Origin of the sequence: Kitasatospora sp. NPDC015120, assembly GCF_043080305.1 — a bacterium.
GTDB lineage: Bacteria > Actinomycetota > Actinomycetes > Streptomycetales > Streptomycetaceae > Kitasatospora.
Genome location: NZ_JBIBVJ010000002.1, coordinates 647593 through 668915 on the forward strand (window position 1 = coordinate 647593; position 21323 = coordinate 668915).

A 21323-nucleotide genomic window follows, 5' to 3' on the forward strand; every position below is an offset into this window, starting at 1 on the left:
CGGTATGTCCTGGTTCGCCGCGCTTCGAGACACCGCGCGGACCGGACTGACCATCGACCGGGCGCTCACCGACCCCAAACGGGCGGTGCGCGGAGCGCTCGCCGTCGCCCTGGTGCTCTTCCCGACCCTCGCGCTCGGCGACGCCCGGCTCGCCACCTCGGCCGCGATGGGCGCGTTCATCGCCGGGACGGCGACCTTCCAGCGCAGCTTCCGGCCCCGGGCCACGCTGGCCGTCGCCGCCGGGATCGGACTCGGGGTCAGCACCTTCCTCGGCTACCTGGCGGCCGGGGTGACCGGGGTCTTCCCGGTGCTGCTGGCGGTCTGGGCGTTCGGCGCCGGGCTCGCCTGGGCGATCGGGCCGACCGCGGGCGTGGTCGCCGCCAACACCCTCTCGGTGATGCTGATCGTCGTCCAACTGCCGGTCAGCCCGCTCACCGCGCTCGGCCACGGGCTGGTCTGCGCACTCGGCGGCGGCGTCCAGGCGCTGGTCATCACCCTCTGGCCGATCGGCAGCTGGACCGCCCAGCGGGAGGCGCTCGCCGACACCTACGCCGAACTGGCCGACTACGCCCGCCGGCTGCGCCAGGACCCGACCGCGCACGTCGACCCGGAGCCGTTCATGGAGGCCCGGCACGCCGCCGCGCTGACGCCCTGGCAGGACCGGCGCAGACCGCCCGAACTGCGCGGCCTGCGCGGGATCGCCGAGCGGATCCGGCCCACCCTGGCGGCGATCGCCGATCCCAAGGTGGGCGCCCCCGAGGAGGGACCGGAACGCGACCGGGCCCGGGAGGTGCTGGCCGCCTCCGCCGAGGCGATGGACGCGCTGGCCCGGGCGGTCCGCACCGGCGACCCGCTCCAGCTGCCCCGCTCGGCGCCGTCCCTCACCCTGGTCGCCCGGACCGAGGGGCCGGAGCTGCGCGGCGCCGCCCGCCGGGCCGCCCGCCGACTGGCCGGGCTGCTCCGCAAGGCCGCCGACGCGCTCGACCGGAGCTCCGAGGACACCATCGACACCCCCGTCCTGCAGCCCGGCGGGGCGCTGCGCAAGCCGCCGCTGATCCGGATGCTGCCGACGGCGCTGCGCGCGGTGCGGCGGCAGTTCCACCCGCACTCGGCGGTGTTCCAGCACGCCGTGCGGCTGTCCGGGGTGGTCACCGCCGCCTATCTGCTGGCCCGGCTGGCCGGCTTCCACCACGGCTACTGGGCGCCGATGACCGCCGCGATGGTGATGCGGCCGGACTTCGCGCAGACCTACAGCCGGGGGGTGGCCCGGCTGGCCGGCACGGTCGTCGGGGTGGCCGCCTCCACCCTGGTGGTGCAGCTGGCCAGGCCCGGCGAGTGGGTGCTGGCCGCGCTCGCGGTGGTCTCGATCGCCGGGGCCTACCTCACCTTCCGCACCGGCTACGCGGTGATCACCACCTGCATCTCCTCCTACGTGGTCTTCCTGCTCGGGCTCCAGGAGGGCAACCCGCTGGCCACGGCGGTGGAGCGGGTCGGGCTCACCCTGCTCGGCGGTTCGGTCGCGCTGCTGGTCTACGCGCTCTTCCCGACCTGGCAGACCGCCCGGCTCGGCGAGCGGCTGGCCGAGTGGCTGGCCGCCGCCGGGCGGTACGCGGCCGAGGTGATCGCCGTCTACGCGCAGCCGGCCGCGCCGCGCGGCCGGGAGGTCCGCGCGGCGCTGCTGGACTCCCGGGAGGCGCGCTCGGAGCTGCTCCAGGCGATGCAGCGGGCCGACGCCGAGCCGGGCCGGCACGCCTCCGGGCTGCCCGGGGTGAGCCGGCGCCAGCTGGACCGCGCCCGCGCGGCGGTCGGCCACCTCGGGCGGGTCGCCGTGCTGCTGGAGGCCCACCTGCCCGCCGCGGACGCCGAGCCGGTGCCCGGGGCGGCCGAGTTCGCCGAGGAACTGCGGCTGGCGACGGCGCTGGCGGCGGGCGCCCTGCTGACCGGGCAGCCGGTGGAGTTCGGCGCCGTGCGGGAGGCCCAGGACCAGCTGGAGCGGCGGCTCGCCGAGGAGCCGGCCGGGGTGCAGGGGGACGTCGTGCGCGCCGGCACCCGGCTGCTGCTCCAGGCGCTGAAGGACCTCGAACGGGCGCTGCGCGGCGGTGGCACGGCGGCCGCCGCCGAGCGACGCGAGCCGGAGCCCACGGGGCGTTGAGGCGGCCCCCGCCGGGGATGGCAGAGTGAGCGGGGTGAACGAGGAACTGCTGCGGGACTGGCGGGCCGGGGCCGAGGAGCCGGGGACGGTGCTGCTGGACGGGTTCCACCCGCTGAAGCACGCGCTGCGGTTCGGCGGCACCGTCCGGCAGGTGCTGACCGCCGACCGCGCCGCGCTGCTGGCGCTCGCCGCCGAACTGGCCCCGGACGTCGCGCCCGCGCTGGACGCGCTGGCCGCCGAACTGCCCGGGGCCGCGCTGCGCACGCTCGCGCCCCGGCTGCACCCGACCGGGGTGATCGCGCTGGCGGTGCGGCCCACCGCCGCGGCCAACCGCGCCGCGCTGGCCGTCCGGCCCCGGCCGGCCCCCGTCGTGCTGCTGGAGAACCCGCGCAACCTGGGCAACGTCGGCGCGGTGATCCGGCTCGCGGCCGGCTTCGGTGCGGCGGGCGTGGTCACCACCGGTGAGCTGGACCCCTGGCACCCGGCGGTGCTGCGCGGCAGCGCGGGCCTGCACTTCGCCACCGCCGTCGAGCGGCTGTCCCTGCCCGGACTGCCGGCCGGACCGCTCTACGTGCTGGACCCGGAGGGCGCGGACATCCGGGGGACGGCCTTCCCGGACGACGCGGTGCTCGCCTTCGGCACCGAGCGGCACGGGGTGACGGCGGAGCTGAAGGCGCGGGCCGACGCCCTGGTCGCGGTGCCGATGCGGCCCGGGGTCTCCAGCTTCAACCTGGCGACCAGCGTGGCGATGGGGCTCTTCCACTGGATGTCCGGACGCCCGCCCGGCGCGCCGGTGTGAACCGGCGGCCGGGACGGGTCCGGTCGGCGGGCCGTCGGGGGAGCGGCCCGGCAGGGAGGCCCGTCGGGAGAGGGCCCGTCAGGGGACCATCCGTCAGGAGAACAGCCGCTTCCAGGTGTCCGGGCCGGGGTAGCCGTCCGCCTCGGCGCCGCGCCAGCCCTGGGCCTCCTGGAAGGCCTGCACGTTGCGCCGGTCGGCGTCCGTCCAGCGCGGGCCCGGACCCTCGGTGTAGAAGCGGCCGTAGCCCTTGCGGACCAGTTGCTCGCCGAGCAGGCGCACCCAGTCGTTGGTGGCGCCCGGGCCGAACTTGTCGCTGCCCGGGAAGGCCGGCACGCCGGTGCCGGGGGTGACCGGCGGGGGCGGCAGCGGGGTGCCGCCCCCGCCGGTGATGTCGCGGCCCTTGCCGTTGACCAGGTAGTCCCAGGTGGCCTTGCCCGGGATGCCGTCCGCCTCGCTGCCGCGCCAGCCCTGGGCGAGCTGGAAGGCCTCGGTGGCCCGCCGGTCGGCCTCGCCCCAGCGCGGGCCCGGCCCCTCGCTGTAGAAGCGTCCGCCGCCGCGCTGGACCAGCAGCCGGCCGAGCTCGGTGACGTGGGCGTTGTCGGCGCCCGGGCCGAACGCTCCGGCCCCGGGGAAGGCCGTCGACGAGGAGCTCCCCCCGCTCCCCCCGCTGCTGCCGCCGCTGCCGCCGCCGGCGAGGCCCTTGTAGCGGTACGGGACGTAGGAGGCCGAGTTGTTCCAGTACGCGTACGGGGTGGAGCGCTTGAGGGTGGTCGGGGAGGTCTGCTCGTACGCCACGTAGCGGGTGCGGGTGGAGTCGGTCCAGCCGCCGAAGATCGTCACGTGGGAACCGGACTGCGGGCTGGCCGGGTTGTTGTAGACCAGGACGTCGCCGGGCTGCAGCTCGGCCTTGGTGATCCGGTCGGCGAAGTCCGGCAGGGTCCAGGTGGTCTGGCTGCTGCCCAGCCCCCAGGCCATCGAGACGAAGCCGGAGCAGTCCTGGCGGTAGCCGTCCGACCAGTACCGGCCCATGCTGTACGGGACCTTCTGGTCGACCCAGCGCTGGGCCCGTTCGATGATCTGGGCCCGGGTGACCGGGGCCGCGGCGGCCCGCGGGGCGGCGAAGGAGCGGGCGGAGGGGGACTCGCCGTAGAGGCCGCTGACCTCTCCCTGCGGGGTCTCGCTGCGGGGGCTGGTGGAGCCGCCGGGGGTCGGGGTCGGAGACGGGGCGGGGGCCGCGACGGCGGTGGCCGCGCCGGCCGCGCCGCCGCCGAGCGCGGTGCCGACGGCGGCCATCAGCACGGCGGCCCGGCGCCGGACGCTGCGGGCTGCCGCGTGTCCGCCCTCGTGCACCGGCGCGGCGTGCAGCCGGGCCCGGCGGCGGGCGCAGCAGCCCCCGCATATGCAGTCCTCGTCCGGCTCCACCTCGTCGAATTCCACCAGGGGGGTCAGCTGCTCGGTTCGGGTCATTCTCCGCCTCTTGTCTCTCCTGATGGGGGGCGCTGCTGTCAGGCCGCTGACGACGTGACAGCACGGTCCTTCCCAGGGGCACACCGCGTGTTATCGGGACCAAAGTCCCAAAGCGGACGCATGATCGGCACGGCGGACTGCTCCGAACGGGTGACGGCCATTCAGCGTGCCGGGTGTGGCGGGGGGTGAGGGGAGGTGCTGGGCGGGGTGGCGGGCGGTCGGGCGGCGGACCTCAGCGGACGGCCGGCGGGTTGACGGGCGAGTACTCGGGTTCGGTCCAGGTCAGCGGGGTGGCGTCGGCCAGTTCGACGACGCCGGTGACGGTCAGGTCGACCACGCGCTCGGCGCCCGGCAGGCCGTCGGTGGCCGGCCCGGTCCAGTCGGTCCTGGCCTCGCCGGTGATCAGCAGCGCGCCACCGGTCTCCCAGTCGGGGACGAGCAGACCGGCCCGGGGGTCGAGCTCCAGGTTTCCCAGGGTCATGAACATGCTGTTGCCCGCGTAGTCGGGCCAGCGCAGCCGGTCCGGTCCGAGCACCCGCAGGAAGCCCGGACCGCCGCCGCGGTGCGAGGCGTCCATCCGGCCGCCCGGCCCGGCGGTGGCGACGAAGAAGGTGTCGGCGGTGGCCGCCAGCAGCTGCTGGGCGGTGCTGAGCGCGGACCCGGCCGCCACCCGGCGGGGCGCGCCGGCCCCCGGGCGGTCCACCGGGTGGCGGCGCTGGATGTACTTCGGGCAGTTGGCGTAGACCTGGTCGGCGCTGATCACCAGGCCGCCCCGGCCGTCGGGCACGGAGCGGCCGTTGACGCGCATCCGGCGCCGGCCGGCCGGGTCCAGGGCGATGGTGCCGATCTCGGCGGGCCCGGCCAGGGCGGCCGCCAGCGGGTCGTCCCCGGCCGGGCGGGCGGCCACCGTCACGGTCCGTTCGCCGGCGGCCGCCAGGAAGCCGGCCGGGCCGCTGAGCTGGGTGGCCCAGAGCCGCCCGTCGGCGTCGGCCGCGCCGGCCACCAGCACCCGGCGCTCGGTGAGGAAGCGGGCGGCCACGGCCGGGACGGTGCTGCCGATGGCGCGGCCGGAGTGGTCGGCGCGGTCCGTCCGCCCGGCCCGGTGCTGCGCGGCCCGTTCGCCCGGGTGGTAGGGCGTGCCGGCGGTGGTGGTCATCGCGGGTGCCTCCCCCGGGCCTAGAAGAAGCCGCAGGTCGGGGCGGACCCGGTGGGGGCCTCGGCGCCGGTCGCGTCGACGCCCGCCGGGGTGTAGATCTCCAGCCGGATGCCGTCCGGGTCGGTGAAGAAGATCCCGCCGGAGGCGGCGCCCTCGCGGTGCGGCACGACGCCGTCGTGGGCGAAGGAGGCGCCCAGCTCGCGCAGCAGCGCCTCGGCGGCGAGGACCTCGTCGAGCGACTCGACCTGGAAGGAGAGGTGGTGCAGACCGGGTGCGCCGGTGGGGAAGGAGCCCTCGCTCTGCTGCCAGAGGGTCAGCACCAGGCGGCCGTCGCGGCCGAGGAAGGCGAAGCGGTGCTCGTCGTCGGCGCCCTCCCCGATCGGCTCCAGGCCGAGGACGCGCCGGTAGAACGCGGTCGAGCGGGCCAGGTCGGTGACGTTCAGTCCCACGTGGCCGGTCTGCAGGGTGCTGCTGATGGTGCCGGACATGTCTGGTCGCTCCCGGAGGCAGGGGCGCCCGAGGGCGCCGGACTTAACCGTTGCGGATGACAGTAGGGGTTAGGTGGGGCCGGGTCAACCAGTACTATCGACTTCAATGGTTAGGTTTTCCGGGAATGGCTGTGCCATGACAAGAATGCGGAGGGGTGGTGCGGCGGAGCGGGCGCGCGGGCGCCGGGCCGCCGAGCGGCTACTCCCACTCCCAGCGGACGCCGATGTGGCCCGGCTGCTGGTCGGGGGCGAGGACGTGGGCACTGGCGGAGGCGCCGATCCAGAGCTGCTCGCGGCGGCGGTCGACGTCCGCCCCCGGGTCGCGGTCGTAGCGCTCGCAGTGCACCGGCACCGTCGCCGGGTCGAAGTGGACCTGGAGCACGTACTCGCGCACCGGCGTGGCGAAGCGGCGGCTGTACTCGGTCGTCCGGGCGCCGCCGGACGGGATCTCCACCTCGTACTCGAAGACGGTGCTGTCACCGAGGCCCAGCGGACGGTCCAGCATCACCTCGCCGACGATCAGCCCGGCCTCCGGGCGGCGGCGCACCCGGCCGAGCCGGCCGTGCCGCACACCGGTGATCTCCGGACAGCCGGTCCCCTCCTCGTCTGCCTTGTGCACCACCAGGCAGCGGGTCACCCCGGCCACCGTGGCGCGGACCACCTGGCGCAGCCGCAGCAGGTTGCCGCGCCGGTCGGCGTCCACGTAGTACGAGTCGTGGACCGAGAGCCGCTCCAGCTCGCCGGCCGGCGGCGCGTCCAGTTCGGTGAACACGTCGGAGATCTCCGGCTCGCCCGGCCAGACGTCCTCCAGCCGCAGGTGGCTGGTGGTGGCGTTGGCCGCCCAGCGGCCGCGCGGCCGCGGCGGGCCGAGCAGGGCGGACAGCGTGGAGTGCGGCAGGCCGAGCAGTTCCTCCAGCAGGTGCACGGCGCGCAGCGAACTGGCCCGCTCGGGCTGGCTGCGCCCGCGCCGCCAGTAACTTAGCGTGGTGACACTGACCCTGACGCCCCGTTGGGCGAGCGCGGCGCGGATCCGGTCCAGGCTGAGGCCGCTGGCCTCGATCGCCACATGCAGGGTGTCGGCGAAGCCGCCGGTGGGGCTGGGGCGTCCGGGCGTCGGCGCGGGCGACAGCGGCGGAGCGGGCGCGGGTGCGTCCTGGCGCGGCCCGACCAGTCTGAGTCGTGCGTCCTGGGGGTGCTGTGAGGCCATGTGGTTACCTTCCCCACCGAGCGGGTTCGGCAGACCCGGTGCGGCGCCGGAACGCGCCGTCAATGGCCTCGCCGAGCTGTGGGGAACCCTATGCACGGTCGAGAGGCTACGTCATCAGTCGTGCGTATGACAGTGGTCACGGGGGGTGGGCCGCCCGGTGAGCGATCTTGAAACAGTACGGAAACACACCGTCCGCTCCCCGGGCGGGCGGCGGGATCCGGCCGGGCGCTGTCCTGTTCCGGCCAGGAACCGCCCGGGCGGGGCCGGACGTAGACTCGGGGACCGTTCGAGAGCCTGGGAGTACCGATGACGGAGCGGACAGCAGACCCGCGGGACCCGCGCCCGCTGCTCGGCGAGCCGCTCGCGCTCGACCTGCTGAACACGCGGTGGGCCGGGGTGCCGGTCAACGACCTGCTCGCCGCGCCGGACGGCCACGCGATCTGGCTCTCCTCGGCCGGGCTGGCGCAGCGGTGCACGGCGGACGGGGCCGGGCTGGCCGCCCTCCGCGAGGCGCGGGAGGCACTGGCGGCGGCGGTGCGCGAGCTGGACGCGGGCCGGCTGCCCGGGGCCGGCGAGCTGGCCGGGCTGGACGCGGTGCTGCGGCACGGGCGGGTGCGGCGGGAGGCCTCGGCGGCCGGGCCGGTGGACCGGGTCGAGGTGGACGAGCCGCGGTGGCTGGCCCCCTGGCTGGCGGTGGACGACTTCCTGGGGCTGCTGGCCCAGGGGCCGCGGCGCATCAAGAAGTGCGCGCACGAGGCGTGCATCCTGCACTTCTTCGACACCTCGCAGAACGGCCGCCGCCGCTGGTGCCGCATGGCGGTGTGCGGCAACCGGGCGAAGGCGGCCCGGCACTACGAGAAGGCCAAGGGCTGACCCCGGGACGGCCGGGCCGTCCCGGGGCCGCGCCCGGCGAGCCGGGTCAGGCCTCGCCGAGCCACTCGGTGAGCGCGGCGCGCAGCTCGCCGGCGCCCGGGTCGACGGCGGCCCAGGCGGCGTAGCCGTCCGGGCGGATCAGCAGCACGGTGTCGCGCAGCTTGCCGTGCGGGTCGGCCGGGGCGGCGGTGACCAGGCGCTCCGCCCACGGGTCGGCGGCCGTCACCTCGTCATTGCTGACCAGCACGAACCTCCCGGCCCGCAGGGCCTCGTAGAGCCGCTCGGGAGCGGCCGGGGCGCCCTCGCGGGGCTGTTCCAGGGCGGTCAGCCGCAGGTCCGGGACGCGCTTGCCGACCAGCGGGTGGGCGTCCTTGGGCGCCGGGTAGGCGATGCCGATGCCGGAGACGGTGCGGGCGCCGCGCTCGACGAGCGTGTCCAGGTGCCCGGCGACCGAGACCAGTGCGCCGCGCAGCGCCCGGGTGGCGGCGGACTGGGCGACGGCGACCCGGATCATCGCGCCGGAGATGCGCAGGGCCGCCCGGCCGACCGGGTGCCGCTCGGCCTGGTAGCTGTCGAGCAGCGCGTCGGTGGCCCGCCCGCGCACCACGGCGGCGAGCTTCCAGGAGAGGTTGGCGGCGTCCTGGAGGCCGGTGTTCATGCCGAGGCCGCCCGCCGGGGAGTGGCAGTGGGCCGCGTCACCGGCCAGGAGGACCCGCCCGGAGCGGTAGTTGGGGACCTGCCGCTCGTCGCTGTGGAAGGTGGAGCTCCAGCGGACGTCGTGCAGCCCGTAGTCCTCGCCGAGGGCGCGGCGGGCGACGGCGGCGATCAGGTCGAGCTCCGGTGCGGCGCCGTCCGGGAGCCGCTCGTTGCGGTCCCAGGCGAGGACCCGGTACCAGCCGTCGCCGAACGGCACCAGGAGGGCGAGGCCGTCGTCGTCGGCGCCGGCGGCGAGCCCGTCGTCGGGTTCGCGTGCGAGCCGGACGTCGGCCAGCAGCATCGAGTCGACCACCGATTCGCCGGGGAAGGGCAGGCCGAGCAGGTCACGGACGGTGGAGTGGACGCCGTCGGCGCCCACCGCGTAGCGGGCCCGGTGGGTGGCGGCGGCGCCGTCCTCGACGGTCCGGACCGTGACGCCCTCGGCGTCCTGGTGCAGGCCGGTCACCTCGGCGCCGCGCAGGATCCGCGCGCCCGCCTTCACCGCCCGGTCCAGGAGCAGCCGTTCGGTCCGGTACTGCGGCGTCATCAGGACGAACGGGAAGCGGGTGGGCAGGCTGCCGAGATCGATCCTGGCCCGGTTGAAGGCGTTCAGCGAGGTGACGGGGCGGCCGCCGGTGATGAGCTCGTCGGCGAGGCCGCGGGCGTCCAGCAGTTCCAGGCTGCGGGCGTGGACGGCGAAGGCCCGGGTGAGGCCGGACTCGGCGGTGCGCTTCTCCAGCACGGTGACGTCCAGCCCGGCGGCGGCGAGATCACCGGCCAGCAGCAGTCCGGTCGGTCCGGCGCCGACCACGATGACGTCGGTGACGGTCTGCTTCTCGCTCATGTGTCAGCTCCCGGTGCTCGAACAGCGGCTGGACGCCGGGTGTGGCGTTTCCCCGCCTCCATCATCGCTGCCCGGGAGTGACGTTGTGAATCTCCGGCCCCCGGCGAGTGGCCGGGGACCGGAGGTGATCGCCGGCCCCGGGGCGCTCCGCCCCGACGGGCCGGGCCGGCGGCGCCCGAGGCGGGCGGGCGATCAGCTGTGGCGTCGGATCTCGACCGTGCGGAACCGGTTGGCGACGAACGCGCCGTCGCAGTAGGCGGAGTTGGCGGCCGGGTTGGCGCCGGTGCCGTGCAGGTCGGAGAAGGCGGCGGTCTGGTTGGCGTACACCCCGCCGGTGAGGTTGAGCGAGAGCGAGACGCCGGCGTCGAGCGCGGCCTCGACCAGGGCGGCCTCGACCTCGGGCGAGGTGGTGTAGCCGGAGGCGGTCATCGCACCGCGGGTGCGCACGGTCTCGCGCAGCAGCGCGACCGCGGCGGCGGTGTCCTCGACCGCGACGACGAAGGAGACCGGGCCGAAGCACTCGCTGCGGTAGACCGCGCGGTCGTCCGGCTTGTCGGCGTCCAGCTTGACCAGCGCGGGGGTGCGGACGGTCGCGCCGGGGAACTCCGGGTGCTGCACCGCCCGCGGGGCGAGGGCGAGTTCGCCGTACTCCCCGCCGGCCGCGGCGGCCGAGCGCTGCAGCACGCCGGGGTTGACCACGGCGCCGAGGACGGCGGTGGCGCGGGCGTCGTCGGAGAGCAGGCGCTCGATGGCGGCGGCGAGGTCGCGGACCACCTCGTCGTAGGACTTGGCGCCCTGGTCGGTGCCGATGCCGCCGCGCGGGATCAGCAGGTTCTGCGGGGTGGTGCACATCTGGCCGCTGTACAGCGAGAGCGAGAAGGCCAGGTTGTCCAGCATGCCCCGGTAGTCGTCGGTGGAGTCGACGACCACGGTGTTGACGCCGGCCTTCTCGGTGTAGACCTCGGCCTGCCGGGCGTGCTCCTCCAGCCAGTCGCCGAAGGCGGTGGAGCCGGTGTAGTCGATCAGCTTGATCTCCGGGCGCACGGCCAGGGTGGCGGCCACGGTGCCGCCCTCGTGCTCGGCGGCCAGGCAGACCAGGTTGGGGTCGTAACCGGTCTCGGCGAGCACCTCGCGGGCGGTGCGGACGGTGAGCGCCAGCGGGAGGACGGCGCGCGGGTGCGGCTTGACCAGCACCGGGTTGCCGGTGGCCAGCGAGGCGAACAGGCCGGGGAAGCCGTTCCAGGTGGGAAAGGTGTTGCAGCCGATCAGCAGCGCCAGGCCGCGCGGGACGACGGTGAACTCCTTGGTCATCACCAGCGGGTCGCGCCTGCCCTGCGGCTTGGTCCAGCCGGCGCTCTCCGGCAGCCGGGTCTGCTCGGTGTACGCGTAGGCGACGGCCTCCAGGCCGCGGTCCTGGGCGTGCGGGCCGCCGGCCTGGAAGGCCATCGGGTAGGCCTGGCCGGTGGTGTGCATGACGGCGTTGGCGAACTCGTGCGAGCGGGCGTTGATCCGGGCCAGGACCTCCAGGCAGACGGCGGCGCGGGCGAGCGGCCCGGCGGCGGCCCAGGCCGGGCGGGCGGCGGTCAGCGCGGCGATCAGGGCGTCCGGTCCGGCGTGCGGGTAGCCGATGCCCAGCTCCAGGCCGTACGGGGAGGCCTCGCCGCCGACCAGGTCGCCGTCGGAGGGGTGGCCGGGCAGCTCGAACGGCCGGTTCAGCAGCGCCTCGAAGGCGGCCCTGCCGTCCGCGGCGCCGCTCTCGCCGTAGGCCTTCGGGAACTCGGGGTAGGGCGACCAGTAGTCGCGCTTGGCGGCGGCGTCGACGGCGGCCTCCAGGGTGGCCCGGTGGCGTTCGACGAGCTCGGCGACGTGGGGGTGGGTGACCGCTGCGGACATGGTGTGCGCTCCTCAGAGGGGAGGACGGGACACGTCACAGAGTAACCGAACGATCGGTCGGCTCAAGGGGGGAAAGAAGAAGCGCGTCCGGCCGGTTCCGGACGCGCTCCCGCGGGGCGGTGACGGCGGGGCCTACGGGATGCCCAGCTCGAAGATGACGTAACCGGCGTACCAGCCGGAGGCCAGCGCCCCGGTGCCGAGCGCGGTGGCCAGCACCGGCCAGCTCAGCTTCCGCATCGCCACCGCGAGCGCGATCAGCAGCGGGAAGGCCGGCAGCAGGTAGCGCGAGGTGTTGCCGAAGATGCCCAGGCTGCCGAGCACCGAGACGATGGTCGCCAGGGTGTAGGCGGTCAGCACCAGCGGCGGGCGCAGCCGGACCAGCAGCACGATCAGCACCGGCAGGCTCAGCACCAGCAGCGTCGCCAGCATGTCGGAGGTGTGGTAGGCGAACGGGTAGTCGTTGCGGCCCAGCAGGATGCCGCGCACCGCCCTCCAGGTGCCCTGGCCCCAGTCGAAGTAGTGCAGCCAGGCGTCCCGCTGGAGCGTGAAGTAGCCGCCCCAGTCGCCCATCCGCCAGCCCACCCAGCCGACGTAGCCGAGCAGCCCGAGCGGGGCCAGCAGCATCGCGGTCAGCGGGCGCAGCACCCCGCTCTCCCGCCGGTACAGCTCCACCAGCGCGGCCAGGCCGACCGCGCCGATCAGCGCCGCCGAGGTGGGGCGGTTGAGGCCGGCGACCAGGGTGACCGCCCCGGCCGTCACCCACTGCTTGGTCATCACGAAGTAGCAGGCCCAGGCGGCCAGCGCGATGAACAGCGAGTCGGAGTACAGCGCCCACTCGGCGCCCGAGCCCGGGGCGATCGCCCACAGCCCCGCCGCGATCACGCCCGCGCGCGGACCGGCCATCCGGTCCACCACCGCGTAGATGCCGGCCGCGGCGAACAGCGAGGCGACCACCGAGACCAGCATCCCGGCGCCGTACAGGCCGAACGGGCTGATCTCCGAGACCAGCCGCATCAGGCCGGGGTAGAGCGGGAAGAAGGCGGCCGAGTTCTGCTCGATGGTGAAGCCGGTGGTGCCCCCGGGGACCGGCACCAGCGCCGGGTGGTAGCCGAACTGGGCGACCTGCTGGTACCACCAGCCGTCCCAGCTGGCCAGGACGTCCCAGGGGTTGGTGCCGCCGCCGAACCGGGGGTGCTTCTCCAGGTAGTCCCCGGAGAAGGAGAGCAGCTTCATGAAGACGGTGAAGCCGAGCAGCTTCAGCACGGCGTAGCACCAGACCGCCGGGCCGAAGCGCAGGACGAGGTCGCGGGCGCGCTCGCGCCAGTCGGCCGCGGGCCGGTCCGCCGGGCCGTCGCTGCGCTGCTCGGGCAGATCGGACTCGACTGCCGGTATTGCGCTCATCGACTACCCCACCTGCTCGGCCACGGACGGATCGTCCGCCGAGTCTAGGGCGTGGGCCCGGGATTTGGTGTGGACCAGGGCACCCGGGCGCCGCGGTACCGGGGCGGGCGGCCATACTCGGAGGATGGCCGATCACACCACGCGTACCGCCTACACCGTGGAGTCCCTGCTCGCGGTGACCGTCGACGTCTTCAACGAGCGCGGCTACGACGGCACCTCGATGGAGGACCTGTCGCGCGCGGCCGGGATCTCCAAGTCGTCGATCTACCACCACGTGCGCGGCAAGGAGGAGCTGCTCCGGCTCGCCGTCGGGCGGGCGCTGGACGGGCTGTTCGGGATCCTCTCCGAGCCGGGCGCGGCCGACGGGACGGCGGTGGAGCGGCTGGAGCACGTCGTGCGGAGGACCGCCGAGGTGCTGCTGGCGGAGCTGCCCTACGTCACCCTGCTGCTGCGGGTGCGCGGCAACACGGCCACCGAGCAGTGGGCGCTGGAACGCCGCCGGGAGTTCGACCACCAGGTGGCCGAACTGCTGCGGGCCGCGGTGGCGGACGGCGCGCTGCGGGCGGACGTCGAACCCCGGCTGGCCACCCGGCTGCTCTTCGGCATGATCAACTCCATCGTGGAGTGGTACCGGCCGGGCCACAAGAGCGCCGACGGGGTCGCGGACGCGGTGGTCCACCTGGCCTTCGACGGTCTGCGGGCGCGCTGACCGGACGGGTCCGGCGGCCGCTCACCGGTCGGGGCCGGTCGCCGGTCTAGGGCTGGTCCGGGGGGACCTGGTCGGTCTCCTCGAAGACCAGCATGGTGCGGGTGCCGAGCACCTGGGGGATGGACTGGATGCTGCCCAGCACCAGCTCCCGCAGGGCCCGGTTGTCGGCGGTGTGCACCAGCAGCAGGACGTCGAAGTCGCCGCCGACCAGTGCGATGTGCGCGACCCCGGGCAGGGCCAGCAGCTGCTCGCGCACGGTGCGCCAGGAGTTCTGCACGATCTTCAGGGTGATGTAGGCGGACGCGCCCTGACCTGCGCGTTCGTGGTCCACCCTGGCGGTGAAGCCGCGAATGACGCCGTCCTCGACCATCCTGGATATCCGGGCGTACGCGTTCGCCCGCGAGACGTGCACCCGCTCGGCCACCGAGCGGATCGAGGCGCGGCCGTCCTGCTGCAGCAGCCGCAGGATCGCCCGGTCGACCCGGTCGAGTCTGGACGTCTGTTCAGCCGACATGACCCCCCACCCCCACGGATTGGACCAACTGCCACCAGTCGACCGCCACCCGGGCCGATTGTCCACCACCTTCGCACGCTTCTGGTCAAGATGAACAGACGACCGAACAATCGGTAGGGAGCCCCCGCCACCCCTGGAGGTGCCCCGAGATGACCGTTCTCGACCACAGACACCGCACGTCGGTGCCCGGCTGGCTGCCCGGGGCCACCGCCCCCCGCACCGACCCGGCCCCGTTGCTCCCGGACACCGCTCCCGTCCGGGTCCTCGGTACCCCCGCACTGGAGACGTACGACCCGGCCCTGCTCCGCGAGCTGTACCGCCGCCTGGTCGTCGGCCGCCGGTACAACCAGCAGGCCACCACCCTCACCAAGCAGGGCCGGCTCGCCGTCTACCCGGCCTCGACCGGGCAGGAGGCCTGCCAGGTCGCCGCCGCGCTGGTGCTCGGCGAGCGCGACTGGCTGTTCCCGAGCTACCGCGACACCCTGGCCGTGGTCTCCCGCGGCGTGGACCCGCTGGAGGCGCTCACCCTGCTGCGCGGCAACGCCCACACCGGCTACGACCCGCGCGCCAGCCGCACCGCCCCGCTCTGCACCCCGCTGGCCACCCAGGGCCCGCACGCCGTCGGACTGGCCCACGCCGCCCGGCTGAGCGGCGACCCGGTGGTCGCGCTGGCCCTGCTGGGCGACGGCGGCACCAGCGAGGGCGACTTCCACGAGGCGCTGAACTTCGCCGCCGTGCTCCAGGCCCCGGTGGTCTTCCTGGTCCAGAACAACGGCTACGCGATCTCCGTCCCGCTCAGCGCGCAGTCCGCCGCCCCGACCCTGGCGCACAAGGCCGTCGGCTACGGGATGCCCGGCCGGCTGGTGGACGGCAACGACGCGCCCGCCGTGCACGCCGTCCTGGCCGAGGCCGTCGAGCGGGCCCGGAGCGGCGGCGGCCCGACCCTGGTCGAGGCGCTGACCTACCGGGCCGAGGCGCACACCAACGCCGACGACGCGACCCGCTACCGGACCGAGGCCGAGGTGGCGGCCTGGCGCGAGCACGACCCGATTGTGCTGATGGAGCGCGCGCTGCGCGGACTCGGGGTGCTGGACGACGCCCTGGTGCAGGAGGCGGCCGACGAGGGCGAGGCGCTCGCGGCCCGGATGCGGGCCGAATTCCACGCCGACCCGGAGCTCGACCCGATGTCCCTGTTCGCCCACGTGTACGCCGAGCCCACCCCGCAACTGCGCGAGCAGGCGGCGCGGTTGGCCGAGGAGCTGGCCGCCGAGGCCGAGGTGCAGCACTGATGACGACGGCCGCCTCCCCCACTGCCGCCTCCCCCGCCGGCGCCCGCACCGCGACCATGGCGCAGGCGCTCAACGCGGCGCTGCGCGACGCCATGCGCGAGGACCCCGCGGTGCACGTGCTCGGCGAGGACGTCGGCGCGCTCGGCGGGGTCTTCCGGATCACCGACGGGCTGACCGCCGAGTTCGGCCCGGACCGCTGCCTGGACACCCCGCTGGCCGAGGCGGGCATCCTCGGCACCGCCGTCGGCATGGCCATGTACGGACTGCGGCCGGTGGTGGAGATGCAGTTCGACGCCTTCGCCTACCCGGCGCTGGAGCAGCTGTTCTCGCACGTCGCCAAGATGCGCAACCGCACGGCCGGCCGGCTGCCGCTGCCGATCACCGTCCGGATCCCCTACGGCGGCGGCATCGGCGGGGTGGAGCACCACAGCGACGCCTCCGAGGCGTACTACGCCTCGACCCCGGGCCTGCACGTGGTCACCCCCGCGACGGTGGCCGACGCCTACGGGCTGCTGCGGGCCGCGATCGCCTCGGACGACCCGGTGGTCCTCCTGGAGCCCAAGCGGCTGTACTGGGGCAAGGCGGAGCTCGACCCGGCCGTGCCGGTCGAGCCGGTCGGGCGGGCCGTGCTGCGGCGCACCGGCGGCTCGGCGGTGCTGATCACCTACGGCCCCTCGCTGCCGGTCTGCCTGGAGGCGGCCGAGGTGGCGAAGGCCGAGGGCTGGGACCTCGCGGTGCTGGACCTGCGCAGCCTGGTGCCGTTCGACGACGAGACGGTCTGCCGGGTGGTGCGCTCGCTGGGCCGGGCCGTGGTGGTGCACGAGGCCGGCGGCTTCGGCGGCACCGGTGCGGAGATCGCCGCCCGGGTCACCGAGCGCTGCTTCCACCACCTGGCCGCGCCCGTGCTGCGGGTCACCGGCTTCGACATCCCGTACCCGCCGCCGATGCTGGAGCACCACCACCTGCCCGGGGTGGACCGGATCCTGGACGCGGTCGCCCGGCTCCAGTGGGAGGACTGAGGATGATGCCCGTCGTGCGCGAGTTCACCCTGCCCGACCTCGGTGAGGGGCTCACCGGGGCGGAGGTGGTGCGCTGGCTGGTGGAGGTCGGCGAGGTGATCGCGGTCGACCAGCCGGTGGTGGAGGTGGAGACCGCCAAGGCCGTGGTGGAGGTGCCCTGTCCCTACGGCGGGGTGGTGACCGCGCTGTTCGGCGAGGTGGGCCAGGAGATCGCGGTCGGCGCGCCGCTGGTGACGGTCGCGGTGGCGCCGGGCGAGGGCGAGCGGCCGCTCGCCGTGGCGGTCGAGGCGGTGGCCGGGCCGGCGGCGGAGGTGGAGCGGCCGCTGGTCGGGTACGGGGTCGCCGAACCGGGGCGCAGCGGACGGCGGCGCCGGGTCGGCGTGGGGGTGGCCGCTCCGGCCGCCGCTCCGGCCGCTGCTCCGGCCGCTGCGGTGGCCGTGCCCGCTGCGGTGGCCGCGCCCGCTGCGGTGGCCGTGCCGGCCCCGGCGGTGGTGCGGGCGCCGGCCGTGCTGCCGGTGATCTCGCCGCTGGTGCGGCGGCTGGCCCGGGAGCAGGGCGTCGACCTGGCGACGGTCCCCGGCAGCGGGCCGGACGGGCTGATCATGCGGGCGGACGTCGAACGGGCGGTCGCGGCGAGGGCCGCCGCGCCGGCCGCGGTCACGACCGCCGCCGCGCCGGGGCCGTCGGTGCCCTCCGCCGCCGGGGAGGTCGTCCCGCTGCGCGGGCTGCGCAGGGCGGTGGCCGAGAAGCTCGGCCGCAGCCACCGGGAGATCCCGGCCGCCACCTGCTGGGTGGACGCCGACGCCACCGAACTGATGGCGCTGCGGCGGCAGTTGAACGCCGCTCCGGGGCCGAAGGTGAGTGTGCTGGCGCTGCTCGCCCGGATCTGCACCGTCGCGCTGGAACGCTTCCCCGATCTCAACTCCAGTGTGACCGAGGACGGTTCGGGGATCCGGCGGCACCCGGCGGTGCACCTGGGCTTCGCGGCCCAGGGCGAGCGCGGCCTGGTCGTCCCGGTGGTGCGGGACGCCCAGCGCCTCACCACCGAGCAACTCGGCGTCGAGCTGGGCCGGTTGACCGAGGCGGCGCGGACCGGCTCGATCGCCCCGGCCGAGCTGACCGGCGGCACGTTCACCCTGAACAACTACGGGGTGTTCGGCGTGGACGGCTCGACCCCGATCCTCAACCACCCGGAGGCGGCGATGCTCGGGGTCGGCCGGATCGTCGCCAAACCCTGGGTCCACCAGGGGGAGCTGGCGGTGCGCGAGGTCACCCAGCTGTCGTTCACCTTCGACCACCGGGTCTGCGACGGCGGCACCGCGGGCGGGTTCCTGCGGTTCGTGGCGGACTGCGTCGAGCGGCCGGGCCTGCTGCTGCGGCAGCTCTGAAGGTCCCGGCCGGCGACGGTGGTCGCCCTGGGTGGTGGCGCCGCCACCCAGGGCGACACGGATCGAGCGAGCGTAGCGCGTCCCGGGGCCGGGTGTCAGGGCTTCGCGCTATTCGTCGGATGAGCACTCCGGGCGTGGCACGCTTCCTGGGCGTCAACCGAGACAAGCCAGGTGGTGGCGAAGGCCGGCCGGAGGCGAAACGATTTTCTTGGGTACTCGAAACGTTGCGGTGAAGTCCCGCAGAACACTCCTGGTCAGGACCGGGCCCGGCTCGGTGGCGGCCTCCGCCGTTCCGCCGATGCCCTCGGATCCCCCGGACCTGCCGTCGGTCACCCCGCCGGTCGGGCCGGCCGCCGGCCCGCCGCGGCCGGCCGGACCGCCCGCGGTCCCCGCGCCGAGCCGGCCGGACACCGCCGGACCGGCGCCGGCCCGGGCGATCGAGCCGCTGTTCACCAGCGCCCCCGGCCTCAACTGGGCCGTCCCGCCGCTCGCCCCGGTGCCGCCCGCCCCGGACCCGGGCGGACCTGCCGAGCAGCCGCCGACCGCCCGGGACCTCGAACTGGTCCGGGCCTGCCTGGCCGTGGTCGAGCCGGTCGCCGACCGGGCCACCGCGCAGTTCTACGCGCTGCTCTTCCTCGGCCACCCCGAGATCCGGGCGCTCTTCCCGGCCGCCATGGACGTCCAGCGCGACCGCCTCTTCCGCGCCCTGCTGATGGCCGCCCGCGGCGCCGGGGAGCCGCAGGAGCTGCGCGCGTACCTGGGCGCGCTGGGCTGCGCGCACCGCCGGTTCGGCACGCTGACCGGCCACTACGGCCCGGTCGGCGAGTGCCTGCTGGCGGCCCTCGCCACCTACACCGGCAGCCGGTGGACCGCGGAGACCGAGCTGGCCTGGCGCCGGGTCTACCGGCTGGTCTCCTCGGTCATGATCGAGGCCGCCGAGCGGGACGCCCGCACCTCGCCGCCCTGGTGGCAGGGCGAGGTGGTCGCGCACGAGCGCCGCACCCCGGACATCGCGGTGCTCACCGTCCGCCCCGACCAGGCCTACCCGTACCGGGCCGGGCAGTACACCGTGCTGGAGACGCCCTGGTGGCCGCGGGTCCGGCGGCACTTCTCGTTCGCCTCGGCGCCCCGGCCGGACGGTCTGCTGACCTTCCACGTCAAGGCGGTGCAGGCGGGCTGGGTGAGCAACGCTCTGGTGCGCCGGGCCGCGCCCGGGGACGTGCTGCGGCTCGGCCCGGCGGCCGGCGGGATGACCCTGGACCACGCCGACGGCGCGGACCTGCTGCTGGCGGGCGGCGGCACCGGGATCGCGCCGCTGCTGGCCCTGGTCGAGGAGCTGGCCGCGCACGGCCCGGCGGGCCGCTCGGTCGAGGTGGTCTACGGTGCCCGGCGCGCCGAGGAGCTCCACGCGCTGGCCGGGCTGCGGGAGCTGGCCGCCCGGCACGGCTGGCTGACGGTGCGCCCGGTGCTGTCCGGCCCCGGTGCGGGGACGCCGGAAGCGGTCGCGGCCGGCCTGTCGGCGGGCCGGCTTCCGGAGGCGGTGGCCCGGTCCGGCCCGTGGACCGGACGGACGGCCTACCTCGCCGGGCCGCCCGCGATGGTCCGGCGGACGAGCGGGGTGCTGCTGCGGGCCGGGCTGCCGGCGGAACGGATCCGGCACGACCTGGCCGCCCGGTGAATCCGCGGCCGCCCGGTGGGGCCGTGTCCCGGTGCGGGGCGGGGCCGGAGGCCGGCCCGGCCCGGACGCCGGCCGGGTTCCGGCGTCAGCCGAGGTCGGGCGCGAGCAGCGCGCGGACGCCCTCGATGTTGGCGGCCAGGTAGGCCCGCAGGCTCGGCGGCACCACGTTGACCGAGGTGACGCCCTCGCGGGTGAACGGCACCCGGACCACCTCGTAGCGGCCGTTGGGCTCGTCCACCTCGGGGCCGTGCCGGCGGTCGAGGTCCATCGAGGCGAGCCGGCAGACGAAGAAGTGCTGCACCTTCACCCCGTGCGGGTGGAGCGGGGTGCCGTCGTCGTGGTGCGTGTGGCTGATGGTGTCCACGAAGGCGGGGACCACGTCCACCACCTTGCCGCCGAGTTCCTCGTCCACCTCGCGGTGCAGCGCGTCCACCACGGTGCGGTCGCCGGGCTCGACGCCGCCGCCGGGGGTGATCCAGTACGGGTGCGGGGAGCCGGGGCGGGTGCGCTTGATCAGCACGAGCGAGGCCGGGCCGTACGGGTCGCTCGGGTCGACTTCCAGCAGGATCGCCCGGGCGGTGCGCTTGACGACGGGGCGGGGCGGGGTGCGCATGGCGACCTCCGGGGCTGGTGCGTTGTGCGGGATTCTCCCGCGGCCGGGCGGGCCCGAAACGCGGCCCGCCGACGGGTGCGTCCGTCCGTGGAGGATTCCTAGCAGCGATAGATCTTTGATCGCGAAGATGAACGTTGAACAGCTCTTTGAAAGTTAGCTTTTACCATCTAGTGACCTTTGATTCGAAGGATTTTACCGAGCGAACCGTGTGAGAGTCATTGCAGGGACGGCGTGCCTGTGCTGCAATGGGCGACTATCGGGCAAATCGGAGTGATCTCCTCCGCATGCTCTTCTGTGCAACGACTCGGGCTGGGGGCTGGCTGTGGCCATGGATCGGATCGCAGAGCGCACCGCGCCGCCGACGCGCTCGACGCGGACCTCGCGCAAGGAGCGGCAGCCCACCCTGATCTCCTCCGTCCAGCGGGCGCTGCGCCTGCTGGAGGCCGTCGGCGGGTTCCGCCAGGGGGCCACCGCCAAGCAGCTGGCCCGGGTGGCCGGACTCCCGCTCGGCACCGCGTACCACCTGCTGCGGACCCTGACCCACGAGGGCTACCTGCGGCGCACCGACGGCCGCTTCTTCTACGGGGAGTCGGTCGACGGCATCGTCCGGGCCGACGACCGGCAGGCCGAACGGCACGGGCTGCGGGTGCGGATGGAGCAGTTAAGCGACGAGCTCGACGCGGCCGTCTACTTCGCCCTCTACGAGGACGGCGAGGTGACCGTGGTGGACACCGTCGACGGCGCCCACCAGCCCGCCGTCGAGCCGTGGGCCGACTTCCGGGCCACCGCCCACGCCCACGCCATCGGCCAGTGCCTGCTGAGCCAGCTCCCCGAGGAGGCCAGGCGCGACCACCTCGCGCGCCACCCTCCGGTGGGCCTCACCCCGTCCACCCTGGTCGGCGAGTCGGCGGTCCTGCGCCGGATCGCCGGGATGCGGCACACCATGCCGGTGGTCGAGCGCCAGGAGTACGCCCTCGGCATCGTCTGTGCGGCCGTTCCGATCACCGTCGGCTCGATGGTCGCCACCATGGCCCTCTCGCTGCCGGTCGAGCAGGCCGACCGGCTCACCGTGGCCGCCGGCCAACTGCGGCGCCGCGTCGGAGCGATGACGCCGTCGTTCGTGCTCTGACGGTGCCG

At 75.3% G+C, this 21323-nt stretch carries 18 protein-coding genes; 9 read left to right on the forward strand and 9 right to left on the reverse strand.

What is annotated here, in order from left to right:
- Positions 1–4 precede the first annotated feature (4 nt).
- Complete coding sequence (locus ACF1AK_RS07655; protein WP_391497806.1) at positions 5–2152, forward strand: FUSC family protein; 2148 nt, start codon at positions 5–7, stop codon at positions 2150–2152.
- A 34-nt stretch (positions 2153–2186) separates the two neighbouring features.
- The gene (locus ACF1AK_RS07660) at positions 2187–2951 is read left to right on the forward strand and encodes a TrmH family RNA methyltransferase (RefSeq protein WP_391498045.1); all 765 of its coding nucleotides are present in this window, start codon (positions 2187–2189) and stop codon (positions 2949–2951) included.
- Between the two features lie 93 nt (positions 2952–3044).
- On the opposite strand, the gene ACF1AK_RS07665 is transcribed toward ACF1AK_RS07660, so the two are convergent.
- The 4 genes from ACF1AK_RS07665 to ACF1AK_RS07680 all read right to left on the reverse strand — a co-directional run bounded on the left by ACF1AK_RS07665 (position 3045) and on the right by ACF1AK_RS07680 (position 7269).
- Positions 3045–4418, reverse strand: coding sequence for a peptidoglycan-binding protein (locus ACF1AK_RS07665; RefSeq protein WP_391497807.1), 1374 nt, complete (start codon positions 4416–4418; stop codon positions 3045–3047).
- Between the two features lie 232 nt (positions 4419–4650).
- Complete coding sequence (locus tag ACF1AK_RS07670; protein WP_391497808.1) at positions 4651–5574, reverse strand: pyridoxamine 5'-phosphate oxidase family protein; 924 nt, start codon at positions 5572–5574, stop codon at positions 4651–4653.
- Between the two features lie 20 nt (positions 5575–5594).
- Positions 5595–6062 carry a VOC family protein gene (locus ACF1AK_RS07675; protein ID WP_391497809.1) on the reverse strand — a complete coding sequence of 156 codons (468 nt, stop codon included), beginning with the start codon at positions 6060–6062 and terminating at the stop codon, positions 5595–5597.
- A 199-nt stretch (positions 6063–6261) separates the two neighbouring features.
- On the reverse strand, positions 6262–7269 hold the full coding sequence (locus ACF1AK_RS07680; RefSeq protein ID WP_391497810.1) for a hypothetical protein: 1008 nt from the start codon (positions 7267–7269) through the stop codon (positions 6262–6264).
- 306 nt (positions 7270–7575) lie between these two features.
- Here ACF1AK_RS07680 and ACF1AK_RS07685 point away from each other — a divergent pair, with 306 nt between their 5' ends.
- The gene (locus ACF1AK_RS07685; RefSeq protein WP_391497811.1) at positions 7576–8142 is read left to right on the forward strand and encodes a CGNR zinc finger domain-containing protein; all 567 of its coding nucleotides are present in this window, start codon (positions 7576–7578) and stop codon (positions 8140–8142) included.
- 46 nt (positions 8143–8188) lie between these two features.
- Here ACF1AK_RS07685 and ACF1AK_RS07690 read toward each other — a convergent pair whose 3' ends face one another.
- The 3 genes from ACF1AK_RS07690 to ACF1AK_RS07700 form a co-directional block, all read right to left on the reverse strand.
- Positions 8189–9682, reverse strand: a complete 1494-nt coding sequence (locus ACF1AK_RS07690; protein ID WP_391497812.1) for an FAD-dependent oxidoreductase — start codon at positions 9680–9682, stop codon at positions 8189–8191.
- A gap of 192 nt (positions 9683–9874) precedes the next feature.
- Positions 9875–11575, reverse strand: coding sequence for a phenylacetic acid degradation protein PaaN (paaN, locus tag ACF1AK_RS07695; RefSeq protein ID WP_391497813.1), 1701 nt, complete (start codon positions 11573–11575; stop codon positions 9875–9877).
- Positions 11576–11707: 132 nt separating this feature from the next.
- Positions 11708–12976: a hypothetical protein gene (locus ACF1AK_RS07700; protein ID WP_391497814.1), complete on the reverse strand. Its 1269-nt coding sequence runs from the start codon at positions 12974–12976 to the stop codon at positions 11708–11710.
- A 124-nt stretch (positions 12977–13100) separates the two neighbouring features.
- Between ACF1AK_RS07700 and ACF1AK_RS07705 the strand changes: the two genes are divergently transcribed.
- Entirely contained in the window at positions 13101–13685 is a 585-nt protein-coding gene (locus tag ACF1AK_RS07705) for a TetR/AcrR family transcriptional regulator (RefSeq protein ID WP_391497815.1), read from the forward strand.
- A 46-nt stretch (positions 13686–13731) separates the two neighbouring features.
- Here the strand turns inward: ACF1AK_RS07705 and ACF1AK_RS07710 are convergent, their stop codons facing one another.
- On the reverse strand, positions 13732–14199 hold the full coding sequence (locus ACF1AK_RS07710) for an Lrp/AsnC family transcriptional regulator (protein ID WP_391497816.1): 468 nt from the start codon (positions 14197–14199) through the stop codon (positions 13732–13734).
- A gap of 149 nt (positions 14200–14348) precedes the next feature.
- Here ACF1AK_RS07710 and pdhA point away from each other — a divergent pair, with 149 nt between their 5' ends.
- The 4 genes from pdhA (at position 14349) to ACF1AK_RS07730 (ending at position 19573) form a co-directional block, all read left to right on the forward strand.
- Complete coding sequence (gene pdhA / locus ACF1AK_RS07715; protein ID WP_391497817.1) at positions 14349–15488, forward strand: pyruvate dehydrogenase (acetyl-transferring) E1 component subunit alpha; 1140 nt, start codon at positions 14349–14351, stop codon at positions 15486–15488.
- The gene (locus ACF1AK_RS07720) at positions 15488–16507 is read left to right on the forward strand and encodes an alpha-ketoacid dehydrogenase subunit beta (protein ID WP_391497818.1); all 1020 of its coding nucleotides are present in this window, start codon (positions 15488–15490) and stop codon (positions 16505–16507) included. The genes pdhA and ACF1AK_RS07720 overlap by 1 nt, the downstream gene beginning before the upstream one ends.
- A 5-nt stretch (positions 16508–16512) precedes the next feature.
- Positions 16513–17895 carry a dihydrolipoamide acetyltransferase family protein gene (locus ACF1AK_RS07725; RefSeq protein WP_391498046.1) on the forward strand — a complete coding sequence of 461 codons (1383 nt, stop codon included), beginning with the start codon at positions 16513–16515 and terminating at the stop codon, positions 17893–17895.
- Positions 17896–18193: 298 nt separating this feature from the next.
- Positions 18194–19573 carry a globin domain-containing protein gene (locus tag ACF1AK_RS07730; RefSeq protein ID WP_391497819.1) on the forward strand — a complete coding sequence of 460 codons (1380 nt, stop codon included), beginning with the start codon at positions 18194–18196 and terminating at the stop codon, positions 19571–19573.
- Between the two features lie 85 nt (positions 19574–19658).
- Here the strand turns inward: ACF1AK_RS07730 and ACF1AK_RS07735 are convergent, their stop codons facing one another.
- Entirely contained in the window at positions 19659–20186 is a 528-nt protein-coding gene (locus ACF1AK_RS07735; protein ID WP_391497820.1) for an NUDIX domain-containing protein, read from the reverse strand.
- Between the two features lie 328 nt (positions 20187–20514).
- Between ACF1AK_RS07735 and ACF1AK_RS07740 the strand changes: the two genes are divergently transcribed.
- Positions 20515–21315: an IclR family transcriptional regulator gene (locus tag ACF1AK_RS07740; protein ID WP_391497821.1), complete on the forward strand. Its 801-nt coding sequence runs from the start codon at positions 20515–20517 to the stop codon at positions 21313–21315.
- Positions 21316–21323 lie beyond the last annotated feature (8 nt).